At 71.6% G+C, this 20100-nt stretch carries 15 protein-coding genes; 8 read left to right on the top strand and 7 right to left on the bottom strand.

The window, feature by feature from the left end; genetic code table 11:
- The first annotated feature begins 44 nt into the window (after positions 1-44).
- Positions 45-1241: an ROK family transcriptional regulator gene (locus tag ABZU32_RS01280; RefSeq protein ID WP_354915502.1), complete on the top strand. Its 1197-nt coding sequence runs from the start codon at positions 45-47 to the stop codon at positions 1239-1241.
- Positions 1242-1627: 386 nt separating this feature from the next.
- Entirely contained in the window at positions 1628-2293 is a 666-nt protein-coding gene (locus tag ABZU32_RS01275; RefSeq protein ID WP_354915499.1) for a M15 family metallopeptidase, read from the top strand.
- A gap of 11 nt (positions 2294-2304) precedes the next feature.
- Here the strand turns inward: ABZU32_RS01275 and ABZU32_RS01270 are convergent, their stop codons facing one another.
- On the bottom strand, positions 2305-7014 hold the full coding sequence (locus ABZU32_RS01270; protein WP_354915496.1) for an ATP-dependent helicase: 4710 nt from the start codon (positions 7012-7014) through the stop codon (positions 2305-2307).
- Positions 7015-7134: 120 nt separating this feature from the next.
- On the opposite strand from ABZU32_RS01270, the gene ABZU32_RS01265 reads away from it, so the two are divergent.
- The 5 genes from ABZU32_RS01265 to ABZU32_RS01245 all read left to right on the top strand — a co-directional run bounded on the left by ABZU32_RS01265 (position 7135) and on the right by ABZU32_RS01245 (position 11147).
- A complete protein-coding gene (locus ABZU32_RS01265) occupies positions 7135-7623 on the top strand; it encodes a VOC family protein (protein ID WP_354835153.1) in 489 nt (162 codons plus the stop codon).
- A gap of 168 nt (positions 7624-7791) precedes the next feature.
- On the top strand, positions 7792-7986 hold the full coding sequence (locus ABZU32_RS01260) for a DUF3046 domain-containing protein (RefSeq protein ID WP_354835151.1): 195 nt from the start codon (positions 7792-7794) through the stop codon (positions 7984-7986).
- A 385-nt stretch (positions 7987-8371) separates the two neighbouring features.
- Positions 8372-9463, top strand: a complete 1092-nt coding sequence (gene recA, locus ABZU32_RS01255) for a recombinase RecA (protein ID WP_354835149.1) — start codon at positions 8372-8374, stop codon at positions 9461-9463.
- Positions 9464-9586: 123 nt separating this feature from the next.
- A complete protein-coding gene (gene recX, locus ABZU32_RS01250; RefSeq protein ID WP_354915493.1) occupies positions 9587-10462 on the top strand; it encodes a recombination regulator RecX in 876 nt (291 codons plus the stop codon).
- 79 nt (positions 10463-10541) lie between these two features.
- Positions 10542-11147, top strand: coding sequence for a Uma2 family endonuclease (locus ABZU32_RS01245; protein WP_354915490.1), 606 nt, complete (start codon positions 10542-10544; stop codon positions 11145-11147).
- Here ABZU32_RS01245 and ABZU32_RS01240 read toward each other — a convergent pair.
- The gene (locus ABZU32_RS01240; protein ID WP_354915487.1) at positions 11140-12108 is read right to left on the bottom strand and encodes a TIGR03557 family F420-dependent LLM class oxidoreductase; all 969 of its coding nucleotides are present in this window, start codon (positions 12106-12108) and stop codon (positions 11140-11142) included. The genes ABZU32_RS01245 and ABZU32_RS01240 overlap by 8 nt on opposite strands.
- A 455-nt stretch (positions 12109-12563) precedes the next feature.
- Between ABZU32_RS01240 and rny the strand changes: the two genes are divergently transcribed.
- Positions 12564-14183 carry a ribonuclease Y gene (gene rny / locus ABZU32_RS01235; protein WP_354915484.1) on the top strand — a complete coding sequence of 540 codons (1620 nt, stop codon included), beginning with the start codon at positions 12564-12566 and terminating at the stop codon, positions 14181-14183.
- 175 nt (positions 14184-14358) lie between these two features.
- Here the strand turns inward: rny and ABZU32_RS01230 are convergent, their stop codons facing one another.
- The 5 genes from ABZU32_RS01230 to ABZU32_RS01210 all read right to left on the bottom strand — a co-directional run bounded on the left by ABZU32_RS01230 (position 14359) and on the right by ABZU32_RS01210 (position 19991).
- Entirely contained in the window at positions 14359-16263 is a 1905-nt protein-coding gene (locus ABZU32_RS01230; protein WP_354915481.1) for a prolyl oligopeptidase family serine peptidase, read from the bottom strand.
- 175 nt (positions 16264-16438) lie between these two features.
- Positions 16439-17317, bottom strand: a complete 879-nt coding sequence (locus ABZU32_RS01225; RefSeq protein ID WP_354915478.1) for an amino acid ABC transporter permease — start codon at positions 17315-17317, stop codon at positions 16439-16441.
- Complete coding sequence (locus ABZU32_RS01220) at positions 17314-17997, bottom strand: amino acid ABC transporter permease (protein WP_354915475.1); 684 nt, start codon at positions 17995-17997, stop codon at positions 17314-17316. The genes ABZU32_RS01225 and ABZU32_RS01220 overlap by 4 nt, the downstream gene beginning before the upstream one ends.
- Positions 17998-18058: 61 nt before the next feature.
- Positions 18059-18916, bottom strand: coding sequence for a glutamate ABC transporter substrate-binding protein (locus ABZU32_RS01215; RefSeq protein ID WP_354835135.1), 858 nt, complete (start codon positions 18914-18916; stop codon positions 18059-18061).
- A 319-nt stretch (positions 18917-19235) separates the two neighbouring features.
- Positions 19236-19991 carry an amino acid ABC transporter ATP-binding protein gene (locus tag ABZU32_RS01210; protein ID WP_354835133.1) on the bottom strand — a complete coding sequence of 252 codons (756 nt, stop codon included), beginning with the start codon at positions 19989-19991 and terminating at the stop codon, positions 19236-19238.
- Between the last annotated feature and the right edge of the window lie 109 nt (positions 19992-20100).

Here is a 20100-nt window from a genome sequence, read left to right as displayed (position 1 = left end):
TAAAAAAAACCCTGTTAGCGGATCGTGACGAGAGGGGCGGCCTCATGCCCAGACGACACCCCGGAACGCCGCGGCTGCTGCGCCGGCTCAACGACCGCGCGGCGCTGGAGCTCCTGCTCGCCCAGGGACCGCTCACCCGCGGCGAGCTGGGAGAGCACACCGGCCTGTCCAAGGTCACCTCCGGCCAGCTCCTGGCCAGGCTGGAGGAGCGCGGCCTGGTCGAGGTCTCTGGGCGGCGTCCCGGCGGCCGCGGGCCCAACGCCGCGCTGTACGCGGTCGTGCCCTCCAGCGCCTACGTCGCCGGGCTGGAGGTGCTGCCTGGCCAGGTCACCGCCGGCGTCGCCGACATCACCGGCGAGCTCATCGCCGAGGTCGCGGTGGACCCGCGCGAGACCGGCGAACCGGTCAAGACCGTGCACAGCGCCGTCGGCCGAGCCTGCGACGCGGCCGGCATCGCGCTCGGCAGGCTGCGGGCCCTGGTCATCGGGACGCGCGGCGTGGTCGACCCGCGCACCGGGGACGTGCGCTTCTCCTTCGACCTGCCCTCCTGGCACGCGGGCGTGCTCGCCGACCTGCGGGCGACCCTCGGGTCCTCGGTGACCATAGAGAACGACGTGAACCTGGTCGCGCTGGCCGAGCACGCGTACGGAGCAGCGCGCGGAGTCGAGGACTTCGTCCTGGTATGGGCGGGTGTGGGGCAAGGGCTCGGCGTCATGCTCGGCGGGCGACTGCACCGCGGGTCCACCGGCGGCGCAGGCGAGATCGGCTGGCTCCCCGTTCCCGGCGAACCGCTCCCTGTCAACGTCACAGAGCCGCAGTCCGGCTCCTTCCAGCGCCTGGTCGGCGCCGTCGCCATGGGCCGCCTGGCCGCCGCCCACGGCCTGCGTTCCGGGCCCGGCGCCGACATGGTCCAGGCCGCCGACATGGTCCGCGCCGCCGTCGAGACCGGCAAGGACGGCTTCCTGGACGAGGTGGCCGAGCGGCTGGCCATCGGGGTCGCCGCCGTGACCGTCGTCCTGGACCCGGGACTGGTCGTGCTCAGCGGGGATGTGGGGAGGGCGGGCGGTCAGGCGCTCGCCGGGCGGGTCGAGAAGGCCGTCGCCCGCATCTGCCCGAGCCGGCCGAAGGTCGCGGTCACCGAGGTCGAGGGCAACCCGGTCCTGGGGGGCGCCCTGACCGCCGCCCTGGACCAGGCCCGGGAGGAGGTCTTCTCCAGCACCGTCGACGGCATCCCGTACTGACGCCTCACCGTGGCCGCAGGGCCGTGCGGACCCGAGAAGAAGCCGGTGTCGGCGGCATGTCCTGCTGATGCCTCGCGGCGGCCGCAGGCCCGGCGGGCGAATCGAGGAGAACCCGGTGTCGGCGACATGCCGCGCTGGCGCCTCACCGTGGCCGCAGGGCCGTGCGGACCCGAGAAGAAGCCGCTGTCGGCGGCATGTCCTGCTGATGCCTCGCGGCGGCCACGGGCCCGGGCGAATCGAGGAGAACCCGGTGTCGGCGACATGCCGCACTGACGCCTTGGGGCGGCCGCGGGACCAGGTGGACCGCGGAGAAGCCGGTGCCGGCGGCATGCCGTAGGACGTCTTCGCGGTGCGGGGTACCAGGTAAACGGGGTTAAAAGTCGGTTATGTCAGACTGGCTGGCCATGCGCAACATCGTGCTCATCTCTGACCCCCGCGTGACCTCCATCCCCGTCGAGGAGAACGGTGAGGCGCTGGCCGACGTGCGCGGCGTGCTCGGTGTCGACGGCAGGCTCGCCGACCCCGCCGGCGCCTACGCCCACCTGCGGGAGGGGCTGCTGCTGCGGCTTTCGGACGCCCAGCGGCAACTGCCCTACGGTTACCGGCTGCTCGTGGTCGAGGGATACCGGCCTCCGGTGCTGCAGCGGCGCTACTTCGAGCAGTACAAGGACGAACTGCGGGCGGCCTTCCCGGAGATGTCGCCGCAAGAGCTGCACGTGGCCGCCAGCCGGTACGTCTCGCCCATCGAGGTCGCCCCGCACACGGCGGGCGCGGCGGTCGACCTCACCCTCACCACCGACGACGGCGCCGAGCTGGACATGGGCACCCCGGTCAACGCCAACCCCGAGCAGAGCGACGGCGCCTGCTACACCGACGCGCCCAACATCTCGGCCGCCGCGCGCGAGCACCGCAAGATCCTCGGCGCGGCCCTGGAGTCCGTCGGCCTGGTCAACTACCCCACCGAGTGGTGGCACTGGTCCTACGGCGACCGCTACTGGGCCATGACCACCAACACCCCCGCCGCCCTCTACGGCCCCCGCACCCTGACCTGACCGCCGGCGCGTCAGGCGCGCAGACGGAGGCCGCGGGGGGTGGGGTAGAAGCCGGCGGTCTCCAGCGCGGCGGCGAGGGGGGAGTCGACGATCGCGGCGCCGTCGGCCTTCTCGACCGTGAGCTTGCCGAGCGCCCCGTCGCGGACGGCGAGCGCGAGGGCGTCCACCGCCGGCTGGAGGCGGTCGTCGTCGGCGAAGGACAGCAGGGTCTTGCCGCCGCGCTCGACGTAGATGATGAGGCGGCCGTCCACCAGCACCACCAGCGCCCCGGCTTTACGGCCGGGCTTGTGCGTGAGGTCTCCGGGATGCGCCGGCCACGGCAGCGCCGCCCCGTACGGGCAGGCCGGGTCGGTCGCCGCCAGCACCACCGCCCGCCGCTCGGCCGCCGAAGGGTTGGCCGCGAACGGGCCGGCGGCGGACGGACCGGCGGCGGAGGCGCGCATGCGGTCGACGGCGCCGGGGAGGGCGAACTGGGCGCCGCCCAGACCCTCCACGAAGTATCCGCGGCGGCAGCGGCCGGTCTCCTCGAAGGCGCGGAACACCGGGTAGACCCCGGCGAACCCACCGGTGAGGCGCTCGGCCGCCACCGCGCCCTTGGTCACCACGCCGTGCCGTTCGAGCAGCACCTCGGCCTGCGCGTGGGCGCGTTCGGTGGCGTCAGCAGAGGCCTCGGGCAGCAACCACCAGCGGCCGCTCACCGTCGGCGGCCCCGACCGGGTCGGCAGCACGGCCCTTCGCCTGCGCGCCGTCGTCGGCCGGTGCGCGGGCCGACCGGAGCCCAGCGCCGCGCGCAACGGCGCCAGCGTGTCGCCCGAGACGCGCCCGGACCACACCAGGTCCCACAGAGCGCCGGCGAGCGCGATGTCGTCGAGCGAGCCGGCCCGGGTGGACAGATCGCGGAAGAACAGCGCCCCACCGCCGCCCAGGGCGTCGAGGATCTTCTCGTGCAACGGGGTCATGGTGACCTCGGCCGGTGCGGGCAGCAGCAGCGGAGCGGTGTCGGCGAAGAACAGCGCCACCCAGCCGTCGCCGCCCGGAAGCGACCCCTGACCCGCCCACAGGACCTCCCCCGAGGCGGTCAGCTCGTCCAGCAGCGCCGGCTCGTAGCCCGGCACCCGGCTCGGCAGGACCAGCGTCTCCAGCGCGGACCCCGGCACCGCGGCGCCCTGCAGCCGCTCGATGGCGTGCACGAGGGCGTCCATGCCGCGCGCCGACCGGCCCTCGGTGATGCCGTGCCAGGCCGGGGAGAACGCGGCCAGCGCCTCGGGCGGGACGGGCTCGACCTCCTTGCGCAACCGGGCCAGCGACCTGCGCCGCAGCGACCGCAGCACACCCGCGTCGCACCACTCCTCACCCCAGCCGCCGGGCCGGAACTCGCCGGAGACCACCCGGCCCGAGGACGCCAGCCGCCTGAGCGCGTCGGTCACGACGGCGACGCCCAGCCCGAAGCGGGTGGCGGCGGTGGCGGCGGCGAAGGGGCCGCGCGTGCGGGCGTGCCGGGCGAGCAGATCGCCGAGCGGGTCGGCCACGGGCTCGAGAAACACGTGGGGGAGACCCATCGGCAGCGGCGCGCCGAGCGCGTCCCTGAGCCGGGCGGCGTCCTCGACGGCCGCCCACTGCTCGGCCCCGGCGACCCGGACGCGGATCGCCCGCCGGGCCGCCTCGAGGTCGGCCGCCCAGGCCGGGTCGCCGCCGCGCACGGCGATGTCCTCCGGGCGCAGCGGGCCGTGGGTGCGCAGCAGGTCGGCGAGGTCTTCGGCGTCGCGCAGCGGCCGGTCGAGCCGCGCCAGCTCGCGCTCGGTGTCGGCCACGACGTCGGGGTCGAGCAGCTCGCGCAGATCGGCCTCGCCGAGCAGTTCGGCGAGCAGGTGGGTGTCCAGGGCGAGTGCCTGCGCGCGCCGCTCGGCCAGCGGGGCGTCCCCTCCGTACATGAAGGCGCCGACGTAGGCGAACAGCAGCGAGGCCGCGAAGGGCGACGCCTGGGCGGTCTCGACCTCGACCACGCGCACCCGGCGGGCGGCGATGTCGCGCATGAGCCGCACCAGCCCCGGCACGTCGAAGACGTCCTGCAGGCACTCGCGCATGGTCTCCAGCACCACCGGGAACGAGCCGTACCGGCTGGCGACCTTGAGCAGGTCGGCGGCCCGCTGGCGCTGCTGCCACAGGGGAGAGCGCCTGCCCGGGTTGCGCCGGGGCAGCAGCAGGGCGCGGCCGGCGCACTCGCGGAACCGGGAGGCGAACAGCGCCGAGCCGCCGAGCTCCTCGGTGACGATCTGCTCGATCTCGTCGGCGTCGAACACCGCGACGTCGGTGGGCGCGCCGTCGAGGGTGTCGGGGATGCGCAGGACGATGCCGTCGTCGGAGTGCAGGGCCTGCACGTCCACGTCGTAGCGCTCGCGCAGCCGCCTGCCGATGGCCAGCGCCCACGGCGCGTGGACCCGGGCGCCGAACGGGCTGTGCACGACCACCCGCCAGTCGCCGAGCTCGTCGTGGAAGCGCTCGATCAGCAGGGTGCGGTCGTCGGGCACGTACCCGGTGGCCTCGCGCTGCTCGGCCAGGTAGGACAACAGGTTGCCGGTGGCGAAGGCGTCCAGCCCGGCCTCCGCGAGCCGGTCGGCTCTGCCTTCGGACAGCTCGCGGGTGAAGGCGCCGAGGGCCCGGCCGAGCTCGGCGGGACGGCCCGGGGTGTCGCCGTGCCAGAACGGCAGCTTGCCCGGCTGGCCGGGCGCGGGGGACACCAGCACGCGATCGGCGGTGATGTCCTCGATGCGCCAGGATGTGGCGCCCAGCACGAAGACGTCGCCCACCCGGGACTCGTAGACCATCTCTTCGTCCAGCTCGCCGACCCGCCTGCCGCCCCGCCCGGTGTCGCCTCCGGCGAGGAAGACGCCGAACATGCCGCGGTCGGGGATGGTGCCGGCGTTGGTGACCGCCAGGCGCTGGGCTCCGGGGCGGCCGGTGACCCGGCCGGTCACGCGATCCCACACGATGCGCGGGCGCAGCTCGGCGAACTCTTCGCTGGGGTAGCGCCCGGCCAGCATGTCGAGGGTGGCCTCCAGCGCGGTCCTCGGCAGGGTGGCGTACGGGGCGGCCCGCCTGACCAGGCTCTCGAGCTCGTCTACGGTCCACTCGTCCAGCGCGCACATGGCCACGATGTGCTGCGCGAGCACGTCGAGGGGGTTGCGCGGGTAGCGCATCTCCTCGATCTCGCCGGACTTCATGCGCTCGGAGACGACGGCCGTCTGGAGCAGGTCGCCGCGGTACTTGGGGAAGATGACGCCCTTGGAGACGGCCCCCACCTGGTGACCGGCCCGGCCGATGCGCTGCAGGCCGCTGGCCACGCTCGGCGGCGCCTCCACGCACGCGACCAGGTCGACCGAACCCATGTCGATGCCCAGTTCGAGGCTGGAGGTGGCGACCACGGCCGGCAGGCGCCCGGACTTCAGGGCCTCCTCGATCTGGGCGCGCTCCTCTTTGGACACCGACCCGTGGTGGGCGCGGACGATCTCGGGCACCGCCCCGGAGGAGGCGCCGGCCTGAGCCATCATCGCCGCGGGCGTGGAGGTCGACGCCGCCGGCACCGGCGTGCCGGCGCCGCCCTCCGGTGGGGTGGTCCACAGGTCGTCGGGAGGGAAGGCCCCGGCCGGGCCCCCGTTCGACCGTTCGTAGGCGAGCTCGTTGAGCCGGGTGCACAGACGCTCGGCCAGGCGCCGGGAGTTGGCGAAGACGATGGTCGAGCGGTGCGCCTGGATGAGCCCGAGCAGGTGCTCCTCGACGTGCGGCCAGATGGATCGCCGGGCCGCGGGCTCCAGCCAGGCCGTCTCGTCATCGGAGGGCGGGCCCTGCCGGGGGGCGGCGTCCAGCTCGGTCATGTCCTCCACGGGGACGACCACGTCGACCTCGATGACCTTCTCGGACGGCGGCTGGACGACCGTCGTCGGGCGCGAGCCCCCCAGGAACGTCGCCACCTCGCTCACGGGACGCACCGTGGCCGACAGGCCGATGCGCTGCGCCGGGCGCGCCAGCAGCGCGTCCAGCCGCTCGAGGGTCAGCGCGAGATGGACGCCCCGCTTGCCGGCCGCCACCGCGTGCACCTCGTCGACGATGACCGTCTCGACATCGCGCAGCGCCTCGCGGGCCTGGCTCGTCAGGATCAGATAGAGCGACTCGGGCGTGGTGATCAAAATGTCGGCCGGGGCGGCGGCGAAACGCCGGCGGTCCTCGGCCGTGGTGTCGCCCGAACGGATGGCCACCGAGATCTCGGGAGCGTGCAGCCCGAGGCGCCGCGCCGTCTGCTTGATGCCGGTGAGCGGGGCGCGCAGGTTGCGCTCGACGTCCACGGCCAGCGCCTTCAGCGGCGAGACGTACACCACCCGGCACCGCCGGGGAGCGCCTTTGTCGCGCGCGCGCCCGCGCGCGCCCTTCCCCCGGCCCGCGCCGCTCTGGCGGCCTTCACCGGCCGCGGCGCCCGTGCCGCTCTCGTGGCCCCCGCCGGCGTCATGATCGGAGCCGGCCGCCATGCGGTCGGCGGCGAGGCGGTCGAGCGACCACAGGAACGCGGCGAGCGTCTTGCCCGACCCGGTGGGCGCGACGACCAGGGTGTTGTCGCCGCGCGCGATGGACCGCCACGCGCCCTCTTGGGCGGCCGTCGGCATGGCGAAGGCGTCGGTGAACCACTGCCGGGTCACCGGAGTGAAGTGGTCGAGCGCGGATCCGGTCACCGCTTCATCATGCAACTCGCCACCGACAGAACGCGCCACCCCGTCCGGCCGACGTGCTCACCGGGCCCGCCACGCCGCGCGGGCTTGACATGGCCTACGCCCGGCACGTCATGTGGACCTATGGGCATCGACTACGCGGCCATCGAGGCGACTCGAGAGCGGATCCGCGGGCACTACCTCCAAGCACGACGGCCAGAGAGCAGCGCACGTGGCCTGCACCACTTCGCACTGATCTGTTCAGACGTCGAGCGGACCATCCAGTTCTACCAGGACGTGCTGGAGTTCCCGCTGACGGAGATCTTCGAGAACCGTGACTACAAGGGCTCGAACCACTTCTTCTTCGACATCGGCAACGGCAACCTGCTCGCCTTCTTCGACCTCCCCGGGCTCGACCTCGGGCCGTATCAGGAGGTGCTCGGCGGCCTGCACCACATCGCGATCTCCGTCGAGCGAGGCAAGTGGGAGAGGCTGAGGGAGAAGCTGGACGCCGCCGGGGTGCCCTACCAGGTGGAGAGCGACGCGTCGATCTACTTCCGCGACCCTGACGGGGCGCGCCTGGAACTGCTGGCCGACCCCCTGGGAGAGATGTACGGCTCCCGCGTCCTCTGACCGGCGCGAACACTCCGGCCCCCCCACCACGACCGGCGCAGCCAGGCGGGCCGGGAACCACGGGCGGTCTGGCACGTCGCGCCGGAGGCTACGGGGGTGGCCTTGGTACGGCGGGCCGCAGGCTACGGGGCGACGTGGGCACGGCGGGCCGGGGACCATACTGGGACCATGCGCTTGACGGACTTCTGGAGCCGGATGAACCGCCATTTCGGCGAGATGTACGCCGAGTCCTGGGCGCGTGACTACGTCATCGCCGAGTTGGGCGGCCGCACCGTGCTCCAGGCCCTCGCCGACGGCGAGTCCGCCAAGGACGTGTGGCGCGCGGTCTGCGGAGTCACCGACGTCGACTCCCGGCTGCGCTGACCCGACCCGGCTGGGCAGCTGACCGACTCGCGAGCTGCGCTCACCATCTCTGAGCTGAGCATGTCGACGACGACCACGCCGCGCCCGCTTCCTCGCGACCGTCGGCCCACCTGACCGGGCCGAGCCGTCACCAGAGCATCGAATGAGCCCACCCCGCAAGCAGGTGTGCGGCCCGGCATGGCTGCCCACCCCCGTCGCCAGGCCCTGACACAGGTGCCAGTCGGATGAGGACCGTGCCGTTGAGCTGTGATCGAACAGTCGTTCGGCTATATTGGGCATGCCGGCGCCGCCGGCGCCCTGGGCCCGTTCCGGGAAATTGTCGGTGGCACCCCGTAGCTTGCCAGCGACGGAAACGACTTCGACTCACCCTCCAGGGGGGCACTCCATGGCAGCCAACGACCGCGAGAAGGCCCTTGAGACCGCGCTCGCCCAAATCGAGCGGCAGTTCGGCAAGGGCTCTGTCATGCGCCTCGGCGATGACGCCCGAGCTCCCATCGAGGTGATCCCCACCGGGGCCATCGCACTCGATGTCGCTCTCGGCATCGGCGGCTACCCCCGCGGGCGCATCGTCGAGATCTACGGTCCCGAGTCCAGCGGTAAGACCACCGTGGCGCTGCACGCCGTCGCCAACGCCCAGCGGGCCGGCGGCATCGCGGCGTTCATCGACGCCGAGCACGCCCTCGACCCCGAGTACGCCCGCAAGCTCGGCGTCGACACCGACGCCCTGCTGGTCTCCCAGCCCGACACCGGCGAGCAGGCCCTCGAGATCACCGACATGCTGATCCGCTCCGGCGCGATCGACCTCGTGGTCATCGACTCGGTGGCGGCCCTGGTGCCCAAGGCCGAGATCGAGGGCGAGATGGGCGACAGCCACGTCGGCCTGCAGGCCCGCCTCATGTCGCAGGCCCTGCGCAAGGTGGCCGGCGCCCTCAACAACACCAGCACGACCGCCATCTTCATCAACCAGCTCCGCGAGAAGATCGGCGTCATGTTCGGCTCGCCCGAGACCACGACCGGCGGCAAGGCGCTGAAGTTCTACGCCTCCATCCGCCTGGACGTCCGCCGCATCGAGACGCTCAAGGACGGCACCGAGCCGGTCGGCAACCGCACCCGGGTCAAGGTCGTCAAGAACAAAATGGCCCCGCCCTTCCGGGTGGCCGACTTCGACATCCTCTACGGCTTCGGCGTCTCCCGCGAGGGCGGCCTGATCGACATGGGCGTCGAGCACGGCTTCGTCCGCAAGGCCGGCGCCTGGTACACCTACGAGGGCGACCAGCTCGGCCAGGGCAAGGAGAACGCCCGCAACTTCCTGAAGAACAACCCCGACATCGCCAACGAGATCGAGAAGAAGATCAAGGAGAAGCTCGGCGTCGGTCCTCGCCTCGACACCCCGGTCGAGCCTGCCGCGCCTCCGGTCCCCGCCGCTGCCGCCCCGTCCGGGCGCGGCTCCAAGGCGCCCAAGCCGGGCGACGTCTGATCGAGCCGATCCGCCATGCCGATGCCTGATCCGAGCCGCCTTGTCATGCTGACGCCTGTTTCGAGGCCGACGCCTGTCTCTAGCCGATCCGCCGCGTCGATGTTCGATCCGAGCTGATCCGCGATGCCCGCGCGCGACGACGAACCCGGCCGGCTACGGCCGGGAGACTGGGGTGCCTGGGTCGAAGACGAGGCGGCCGGCAAGCCCGCCCGCCGTCGCCGCCGAGGCGGCCGGGGCGACCAAGGCGACTTCCCGGCCGGTGACACCGGCGCCCCCCTCTGGGCGCCGGATCCCCACGACGGCTTCCCGTCTCACGGGGGGTCCGGTCTTCACGACGGTCTCTCGTCCCATGGGGCATCGGAGAGTGAGGTGTTCGGCGGCCGTCCGGGTGGGCGTTCGGCCCGGGGGCGGGAGGGCTCACGGCGGGACAGGGGGTCGGCTCGGTGGAAGGGGTTCGACGGGCCGGTCGAGGGGTCGCCGGCCGCTGAGGGGCCGGCGGCGGATCCGCAGGCGGTTGCTCGGGCGGTCTGTCTGCGGCTGCTGACGCTGGCGCCCCGCACGCGCGCCCAACTCGCCGACGCGCTGCGCAAGCGCGACATTCCCGACGAGGCGGCGGAGGCCGTTCTCGCCCGCTTCTCCGATGTCGGCCTGATCGACGACGAGGCGTTCGCGGAGGCGTGGGTCACCTCACGGCATGCCGGGCGGGGGCTGGCCCGGCGAGCGCTCGCCGCCGAGCTGCGCACCCGGGGCGTGGACGAAGAGACCGTGCGCGACGCCGTCGACCAGCTCGACCCCGACCAGGAGCTGGAGACCGCGCGCCGGCTCGTCGCCCGCAAGCTCTCCGGCACCCGTCACCTCGAACCGGCCGCGCGGGTGCGGCGGCTCGCCGGCATGCTCGCCCGCAAGGGCTATTCCGGCGGCCTCGCCTACCGCGTCGTCCGTGAGGCCCTCGAAAGCGAAGGCCACCCCACGGACGACCTCCCCGACGCCTTCGAGTGACCCGCTGCGCCGACGGGTGACCTCCCGGATGTCTTGGAGTGACCCGCTGTAACGATCCGTGGCAGGATGGTAGCGCCACGTGATCGCGGAGGTGGGGGGGAACCAGATGTCGACGGCGCTTCCCGACTGGTCCTATCCGGGGCCGCCCGGCGGCTGGACGGCCGACATGCTCGATCATCTTCCTCCCGGCGCGCCCCGGCACGTCGAACTGATCGATGGATCACTCATCATGCTGTCGCCGCAGAGCGCCTTCCGCATGCTCATGCTCCGGCTTCTCGAGCGTGAGCTCGACCCGCCCGACGATCTGGTCGTGGCGCGGCAGATGAGCGTGACCCTTGGTCTCCGGCAACGTCCGGAGCCTGACATCCTCCTGGTCAAGCGCACGGCGATGACGAGCCTCGCGACGACGTCGTTCAGGCCGGAGGACGTTCACCTGATCGTCGAAGTGGTGTCGCCGGAGTCCGCCGAGCGAGACCGCACGACCAAACCGATCAAATACTCCAACGCCGGCATCCGGTTCCTCTGGCGGATCGAGCAGGAAGATGAGGCGCCGGTCGTCTACACCTTCGAGCTGGAGCCGGCCGTGAGGGCTTATGTCCCGACGGGTATCCATCGCAAGCGGCTGCGAACCTCGATCGGGTTCGAGGTGGATGTCGACCTCGATCTCGGGCGGCTGATCAGTTGAGGTCGCGGAGGGCTGGGAGGAGTTCTTTCTCGGCCCAGGCGAGGAACTCGCGCTGGTGGTCCGCGCCGATCTGCACCAGGGCCACGTGGGTGAAGCCGGCGTCGGTGAACTCCTTGACGGCGCGGACGACCGCGTCGATGTCGGAGCCGCACGGGACGTTCTTCGTCACGTCCTCCGGGCGGACGAACTGCGCATAGGCCTCGAAGTTCACCGGACCGGGCAGCTCTGAGAGCACTTTCCACCCGGCTGAGAACCACTTCCAGAGCCGGTGGGCCCGTTCGGTGGCGGCCTGGACGTCGGTGTCGTAGGAGACCGCGAGCTGGCCGTACACGGGCTTGCCGGCGCCGCCGGTGGCGTGGAAGCGGGACACCAGGTCGGCGTCGGGCTGGACGGCGATGAGCGCGTCGCCGTACTCGGCCGCGAGGTCCACCGACTGCGCCCCCGAGGCGGCGATGCCGACGGGCACCGGCTCGGCGGGCAGGTCGTACAGCTTGGCGGAGTCGATCGTGAAGTGGTCGCCGCGGTAGCTGACGTACTCGCCGCCGAACAGGGCCTGGATGATCTCGATGGCCTCGCCGAACATCTCGTGGCGGATGTTGACCGGCGGCCAGCCCCGCCCGACGACGTGCTCGTTGAGGTGCTCGCCCGCGCCGAGGCCGAGGGTGAACCGCTCGTCCGACAGCGCGCCCATCGTCGCGGCCTTCTGTGCCACCACGGCGGGGTGGTAGCGCATGATCGGGCAGGTGACGTAGGTCATGAAGGGGATGCGCTCGGTGGCGTTCGCCACCGCTCCCAGCACCGACCAGGCGTAAGGGGAGTGGTCCATGTCCTCCAGCCACGGGAAGTAGTGGTCGGAGATGGTCTCGTAGTCGAACCCCGCGCGCTCGGCGGCGACGGCGTCCTCGACGAGCCGCTTGGGCGGTGTCTGCTCGCACATCAGCGAGTAACCGATCTGTACCATGGCCGCCCCATACCCCGGCGTCCCCGGATCGTGCCGGACGCCCGGAAAATCTCCCGAATCGGGCCGAGGACCAGACGGACCACCAAGGAGACCTCCGTCACTCGACAGAAGATCGTTTTCACTACTTACCGCTGCATATCGGGATAAATCCGGCGCGGCGCCGTCGAGCGCCCGTTCCTGTGAGAGGACAAAACTGGCTTGACGGGCGGACTTTGCTTGCTCGTTACCTCTCTGACGCTTAATCTCGACCACAGTGAGGAGTTACTCCGCGCAGTGCGGATTGCCATAACGGTGCACGACGGACGATCAAGACCGATCACACCCAGCGGACCGGCGCCTTGGCGCCGACGCGTTGGACATATTCGTCTGACCAGGATCGCCCGGTCGGGCTGGTCCGTGCTGTGCGTGTAACCCTCGCGTGCTGAAGCTCGCGACGCGAGGAGGGGTGGGCGCGCATGGGTTCGACAGTCGTGATCATGCTGGCGATAGCCGTTGTCCTGCTGGCGCTTGTCGCGATTGTCACGCTCGTCGTGCTGATACGCCGCACCGGTGCCGGCCGGTCCGGCACGCGGGGGCCCACCGCCGAGGAGATCGCCGACGTCCAGTCCGAGCTGGAGCAGGCCCGCCGCGAAGGCGTCGAGATCCGCGTGAAGGCCGAGTCGGACGCCGGGGAGATGCTCCGCCGGGCCGAGGTCGCCGCCGAGGGCGCCCTGCGGATGCGCAAGGAGGTCGAAGATGAGACCCGTTCCCTCAAGCACGAGCTGAAGGAGCTCAGGTCCGACCTCGAGCGCCGCGAGAACCGCCTGGCCGAGCGCGAGCAGCGTCTGGACGAGGAGGCCCGCAGGCAGGCCGAGCGCGGCAGGGAGCTCGCCGAGACCGAGTCCCAGCTCGCCGACCGCCGCGCCGAGCTCGACCACGTCGAGGACAAGCGCCGCGAGGTGCTCGAGCGGGTCGCCGGGCTGACCGCCGATCAGGCCAAGGCCGAGCTGGTGATGACCATCGAGAACCAGGCCAAGCGCGAGGCGGCGCTGATCGTCCGCGAGATCGAGGGCGAGGCCCGCAAAGAGGGCGAGAAGCGCGCCTGCAAGATCGTCACGTTGGCCGTGCAGCGGGTGGCCACCGAGCAGACCGCCGAGTCGGTGGTCAGCGTGCTGCACCTGCCCGGCGACGAGATGAAGGGCCGCATCATCGGCCGCGAGGGTCGCAACATCCGGGCCTTCGAGTCCACCACCGGCGTCAACCTGATCATCGACGACACTCCCGAGGCCGTGCTGCTGTCCTGCTTCGACCCGGTGCGGCGCGAGACGGCGCGGCTCACGCTGGAGAAGCTCGTCCTGGACGGCCGCATCCATCCCCAGCGCATCGAGGAGGCCTACGAGCGCAGCAAGGAGGAGGTCAAGGACCTGTGCGTCCGGGCCGGCGAGGACGCGCTGGTCGAGCTCGGCATCACCGACATGCATCCCGAGCTCATCACCTTGCTCGGCCAGCTCCGCTACCGCACCTCCTACGGGCAGAACGTCCTCAAGCACCTCATCGAGTCGGCGCACATCGCCGGCATCATGGCCTCCGAGCTGCGTCTGGACCCGATGCTGCTCAAGCGCTGCACGGTGCTGCACGACATCGGCAAGGCGCTCACCCACGAGGTCGAGGGCAGCCACGCCCTCATCGGCGCCGAGATCGCCCGGCGCTACGGCGAGCACGAGGACGTCGTGCACGCCATCGAGGCGCACCACAACGAGGTCGAGGTCCGCACGGTCGAGGCGGTGCTGACCCAGGCCGCCGACGCGATCAGCGGCAGCCGTCCCGGCGCGCGCAGGGAGTCGCTGGAGGCCTACGTCAAGCGCCTGGAGCGCCTGGAGGAGATCGCGCAGTCCTACGACGGGGTCGAGAAGGTCTTCGCGATGCAGGCCGGCCGCGAGATCAGGGTCATGGTGCGCCCGGAGGCCATCGACGACATCCAGGCGCAGGTGATCGCCCGCGACGTCGCCAAGCAGGTGGAGGAGGAGCTGACCTACCCGGGTCAGATCCGCATCACCGTCGTCCGCGAGTCGCGCGCCACCGAGTTCGCCCGCTGACCTCGACCGCGCCGGCCTCGACCGCGCCGGCTTTCGCCCGCCGGCCGGGCCGCGGTGATCTGGGCAGTTCCGGCCTCGTGCCCGCTGACTCCGTACCCGCTGACTCCGTGCCCGCCGAACCGGCTCCGCTCACGTGGAGGGGCCCCTGAGACGGGGACGGACGCCGGCGGGAAGGTCAGAGGCGGAACAGGCGCTGATAGAAGGACAGCTCGGCGGCGAGCGCGGCGCTCTTGGTCTCGGCTCTGCGGAACTCGTGCCCCTCGCCCTCGAAGGCCAGGTAGACGCACGGCACCCCGCGCTCGTTCAGCGCGGCCACGAACGCCTCCGACTGCGCCGGCGGCACCACGGGGTCGTCCTGGCCCTGCAGCAGCAGCATCGGGCAGTCGATCTGACCGCTCCGCGCCAGCGGCTCGCGCGAGGCGTGCAGCAGAGGGTCCGCCGGGCCGACGAGCCACTCGGCGTACCGCGACTCGAAGTCGTGCGTCGAGGAGGCCAGTGGCCCCAGGGTGCTGACGCCGGCGATCGCCACGCCGCCGCAGAACAGCCCGGAGGAGCAGCAGGCCGCCATGGTGGTCCAGCCGCCCGCGCCGACCCCCCTGACGGCGATGCGGGCCGGGTCGGCGTGCCCGTCCGACAGGAGCCACTCGGCGGCGGCGATGGTGTCCTCCACGTCGATAACGCCCCAGTGGCCCCGCAGCCGGTCGCGGTAGGCGCGGCCGTACCCGGTGGAGCCGCCGTGGTTGACGTCGATGATGCCGATGCCCCTGCTGGTGAAGAACGCCTTGCGCAGGTCCAGGGCCGAGGTGGCGTGGGAGGCGGGGCCCGCGTGGACGAACACCACATACGGCGGCGCGGCCTCCCCGACGCTCACCGTGGGGTTGGCGGGCGGGTACACGTAGGCGTGCACCCGCCGTCCCGAACGGCCGCGGATCTCCACCGGCCGGCAGGACGGCAGGTAGGCGGGGTCGGGCAGCGCGCCGGTGTCGCTGCGCACGCTCTCGGCGAGGCCCGTGGCGGTGTCGACCCGCACCACCGACCGGGGCACCCGCGCCCCGTAGGCGACGCCGCACACGGTGGCTCCGTCGGCGCTGAGGCACGGCACCCAGCCGTCGTAGGGCAGGTCGAGGTCGGTGAGCACGCCGGTGCGCGGGTCGAGCACACCGAGCCGCAGGTCGGGCCTGCCGTGTAGAACGGCGAGCCTGCCGTCGGCCAGCACGGCGTACGGGGCGCCGCCGAGCTCGGCGGGCGCCCACGCGAACTCCTCCTCGGCCGGGTAGAGCGGGCGCGCCGCGCCGCCGCCGATCTCGTACAGGTTCCACCACCCCGACCGGTCGGACAGGGCGTACAGCGTGGAGGCGTCCTTCCAGCGGGGGGCGAGCACGGACTCCGCGGCGCCGCCCATGATCTGACGCGAGGCGCCGTCGGCGAGCCGGGTGACCCGGAGTTCGGTGCCGGTCCAGGGCATGCGGGGGTGGTCCCAGCAGATGTAGGCGAGGTGCTCGCCGTCGGGCGAGATGGAGGGAGAGGCGTAGAAGTCGCTGCCCGCGACGCGCTGCCGGGGCTCACCGCCGTCGCGCAGGGGGATCGAGACGATGGACCGCACGACCTTCCCGCCGCCGGCGTGGCGCTCCTGGACGCACCACACCTCGTCGCCGTGCACGGTGAGGTCGGCGTAGCGCAGGGCGGCGGGCGCGTCCGGCTCGGGGGTGATCGCCACCGGCTCGCGCGCCGGACCGGAGCCGTCGTCGCGGACCAGGTAGAGCCGCTGGTCGGCGTGGCCGGCGAACACGACGCCGACCCCTGGCGCCACGGCGTAGGAACGTCCGCCGTACTCGTGGACGCGGGTGCGGGCGTCCCAGGGCGGGCTGAGCAGCTCGCGCCGGGCGCCGCCCGCCGCGTGGTGGACCAGGGTGCGCCGCCCGCCCTCTGTGGGGCGGTCCTCCTCCCACCAGATCTGTCCGGAGTGCGCGGTGGGGTATCCGGGACGCAGTCCGTAGCGGACGACGTCGGCGGTGGAGATCGGCGAGGGCCAGGCACCGAACGGCGACTGCGGGTGCCCGGACGTGCGATCGGGGGGCATAGCCGCATCCTGCCGGAAAACCCCGCTCCGCGTGGCGGCTACGCCACTGATCGTGTTTCACGTATCGCCGCAAAGCACGCCGGGGCGGGATGTTTTCCCCCGTCCGACGTACCTGGGACGGAGGAACGCGAACGGCCGGGGTCCGCAGGGGACCCCGGCCGTCGGCGAAGGCGGGTCAGACTCCGGTCTCGACCCCGACGCCGACCGCCGCCGGGGCGGTGACGACGCCCGCGCTCGTACGGCGGCTGCGCCTGCTGCGCCGCTCGAGCACGTTGGCGAGGTAGCTCAGCGCCAGGTTGATCGCGATGTACACCAGCGAGATGACGATCGCGCTCGGGATGAGGTTGCCGAAGTTGGCCGGGATCTGCTTGAGCCCGAAGTTGAGCAGTTCCTCGTAGGCGATGACCCAGCCGAGCGCGGTGTCCTTGAGCAGGACGACCATCTGGCTGACGATGGCCGGCATCATCGCCGTGGTGGCCTGCGGCAGCAGGATGAGCCGCATGACGCCGCCCTTGCGCAGCCCGAGGGCGTACCCGGCCTCCGACTGGCCCTTCGGCACGGCCTGGATGCCCGCGCGGAACACCTCGGCGAGCACCGACCCGTTGTACAGCGTCAGGCCGACGACCACGGCGGCGAACGCCGGCACGCTGATGGTGTAGCCGCTCATGGTCGCCGGCCCGGCCTGGGCGAAGAAGATGAGCAGCAGCAGCGGGATGGCGCGGAAGAACTCCACGACCGCGCCCGCCGGCCTGCGGATCCAGGCATGGTCGGACAGCCTGCCGAGCCCGAAGACGACGCCGAAGACCAGCGCGAGCACGGCCGAGACGATCGCGGCCTGGAGCGTGGCGAGCAGGCCGGGGAGGATCTGCCCGGTCCACACGTCCAGTCGCAGGAACGGCTCCCACAGCCGCCCGGCGAACTGTCCCTTGTCGGTCAGTCCCTTGATCAGCAGGTAGGCGATGCCGAGCACCACGACGGCCGACAGGAGGGTCAGGACGTTGTTGCGCAGCCGGGCCCGGGGGCCGGGGACGTCGAACAGGACGCTCGTGCTCATCGGGCCACCGCCATCCGCTTGGCCAGCCAGCCGAAGAAGAACCCGGTGGGCAGGGTGAGGACCATGTACCCGGCGGCGAACCCGAGGAAGATCGGCAGCGTGCCCCCGTAGTCGTCGAACATCTGCTTCATGACCGCCGACGCCTCGATGTAGCCGGCGACGATCACGATGGTGGTGTTCTTGGTGAGCGCGATCAGGATGCTGCCGAGCGGCGCGATCACCGAGCGGAACGCCTGCGGGAGCACGACCATGCGCAGCGACTGGGTGAAGGTCAGCCCGATCGCGCGGGCGGCCTCCGCCTGGCCGGAGGGCACGGTGTTGATGCCGGCCCGCAGCGCCTCGCAGACGAACGCGGCGGTGTAGGCAGACAGGCCGAGCGTCGCCCACCAGTAGTAGTTGGTGGCCGAGTCACCCGACAGCGACAGTTGCAGGGTGTCGCTAAGGCCGAGCGCGCACAGCAGCAGTACCAGCGTGAGAGGGGTGTTGCGCAGGGTGTTGACGTAGATCGTCCCGGCGGCGCGGAGCACGGGCGTGGGGGACACCCGCATCGCGACCAGGACCGTGCCGAGGATCAGCGCCAAAATCGCGCTCATCAGGGTCAGGCGGATCGTCGACCAGAAACCGGTGAGGATCGTGCCGAACTGTTCGACGAGGGGGCTGAAGTCGAGAATCGATTCCATCGGGCTCCACCGGAGACGGGGAGCGCCGGTGAGGTGACCTCACCGGCGCGTGGACAGGGGATCAGCTGCAGCCCTCGGCAGGCGGCGCGCCGGTCGCGGTGAACTTCAGACCGGTGCCCGAGAAGTGCTTGTCGAACAGCTTCTGGATCGTCCCGTCGGAGTACATCTCGGTGATGGCCTTGTTGACGGCCTCGCAGGTCTCCTTGTCGCCCTTCTTCAGGCCGACGCCGTACTTCTCGTCGGTGAACGGGGCGCCGGTGACCTTGAGCGAGGAGCCCTCACGCTTGGCGTAGCCGGCCAGGATCATGTCGTCGGTGGTCACCGCGTCGATCGCGTTGCCCTTGAGCTTGGTGATGCACTCGTCGTAGGCGCCGGCCGGGACGAGCTGGACGTCGACCTTCTTGTTCTCCTTGTTGGTGCCCTCGGCGATGTTCTTCCAGGAGTTGGAGCCGCTGACCTGGCAGATGCGCTTGCCCTTGAGGGTGTCCAGGGAGTTGATCGAGGAGTCGTCGGCGCGCACCAGCGTGTCCTGGTGGGCGATGTAGAACGGGCCGGCGAAGGTCACCTTGGGCTTGCGCGCCTCGGTGATCGAGTAGGTGGCGACGATCATGTCGACCTGGCCCTGCTGGAGGAAGGTCTCGCGGTTGGCCGAACGCGCCTCCTTCCAGGTGATGCCCTCCGGCGGGACGCCGAGCTTGCCGGCCAGGTAGGTGGCCACGTCGACGTCGAAGCCCTCGACCGTGCCGTCCGGCTTCTTCAGGCCCATGCCCGGCTGGTCGTACTTGACGCCGATGGTGAGCTTCTTGTCGTCCTTGGCCTTCTGGAGAGCCGTCGTCGGGCCGCTGTTGCCGCAGGCGGCGAGGCTGCCGGCCAGTGCCGCGGCGGACAGGAGCAGGGCCCCGAACCGTCGTGAACGCATATGCGTGTACCTCAGCTTTCTTGGTGACGTGCGTAACAGCGTGACGAGCGCGACGTGCGACGTGCCTGACATGCGAACAGCGTGACGTGCGAACAGCGTGACCTGCGGTGTTCCAGGTGCGGAACGGCGTGACCGGCGGTGCGTGCGGACGAGCGGTTCTCGCACGGGCGACGTGCGGACGGACGGGCTTCCTCGCCCCACCTTGCCGACCCGTGATCGCGAGACGTTAGGTGCTCGCTCGGGCGATCTTGGAGTGCGGCGGCGCGGCGGCCCCGTGCCGCCTGCCGTACGGGCCGCCCGTGCGCGTCCACGGCCCAGGTCAGTGTGTCAGGATCTTGGACAGGAAGTCCTTGGCCCTGTCCGTGCGGGCATTGGTGAAGAACTCGTCGGGGGTGTTCTCCTCCACGATCTGGCCCTCGGCCATGAACACGACGCGGTTGGCGGCCCGGCGGGCGAAGCCCATCTCGTGGGTGACCACCACCATCGTCATGCCCTCGCGCGCGAGCTCGATCATGACGTCGAGCACCTCCTGGACCATCTCGGGGTCCAGGGCGGAGGTGGGCTCGTCGAACAGGATCATCTTGGGGTCCATCGCCAGTGCGCGGGCGATGGCCACCCGCTGCTGCTGGCCGCCCGAGAGCTGGGCGGGGTACTTGCCCGCCTGGCTGGCGATGCCCACCCGTTCGAGCAGTTCCATGCCGCGCTTCTCGGCCTGCTCGCGCGGCACGCCCCTGACCTTGACCGGGCCGAGGGTGACGTTCTCGAGGATCGTCTTGTGCGCGAACAGGTTGAAGGACTGGAACACCATCCCGACGTCGGATCTCAGCCGGGCCAGCGCCTTCCCCTCGGAGGGCAGCGGCTGCCCGTCGAAGACGATCGTGCCCGAGTCGATGGTCTCCAGCCTGTTGATGGCGCGGCACAGCGTCGACTTCCCGCCCCCGGAAGGGCCGATCACCACGACGACCTCCCCCCGGGAGACCGTCAGGTTGATGTCCCTGAGCACGTGCAGGGCACCGAAGTTCTTGTTGACGTTCTCGACTCTGACGAGAGGAGTCGCGTCCCCGTTGTCCTCCATGGTGGACAACGTAAGTGGTCCGGGGCACTGGTCACTAACCAGGCGGTACCGATCGCATCACGGCCTGGTCACGACGGGACGCCCCGGCGGATGGAACGATTCATCAGGC

The organism is Sphaerisporangium sp. NPDC005288, assembly GCF_040607475.1.
Classification (GTDB): Bacteria; Actinomycetota; Actinomycetes; order Streptosporangiales; family Streptosporangiaceae; genus Sphaerisporangium; species Sphaerisporangium rhizosphaerae.
This window is presented reverse-complemented; position numbering and strand designations above follow the sequence as displayed.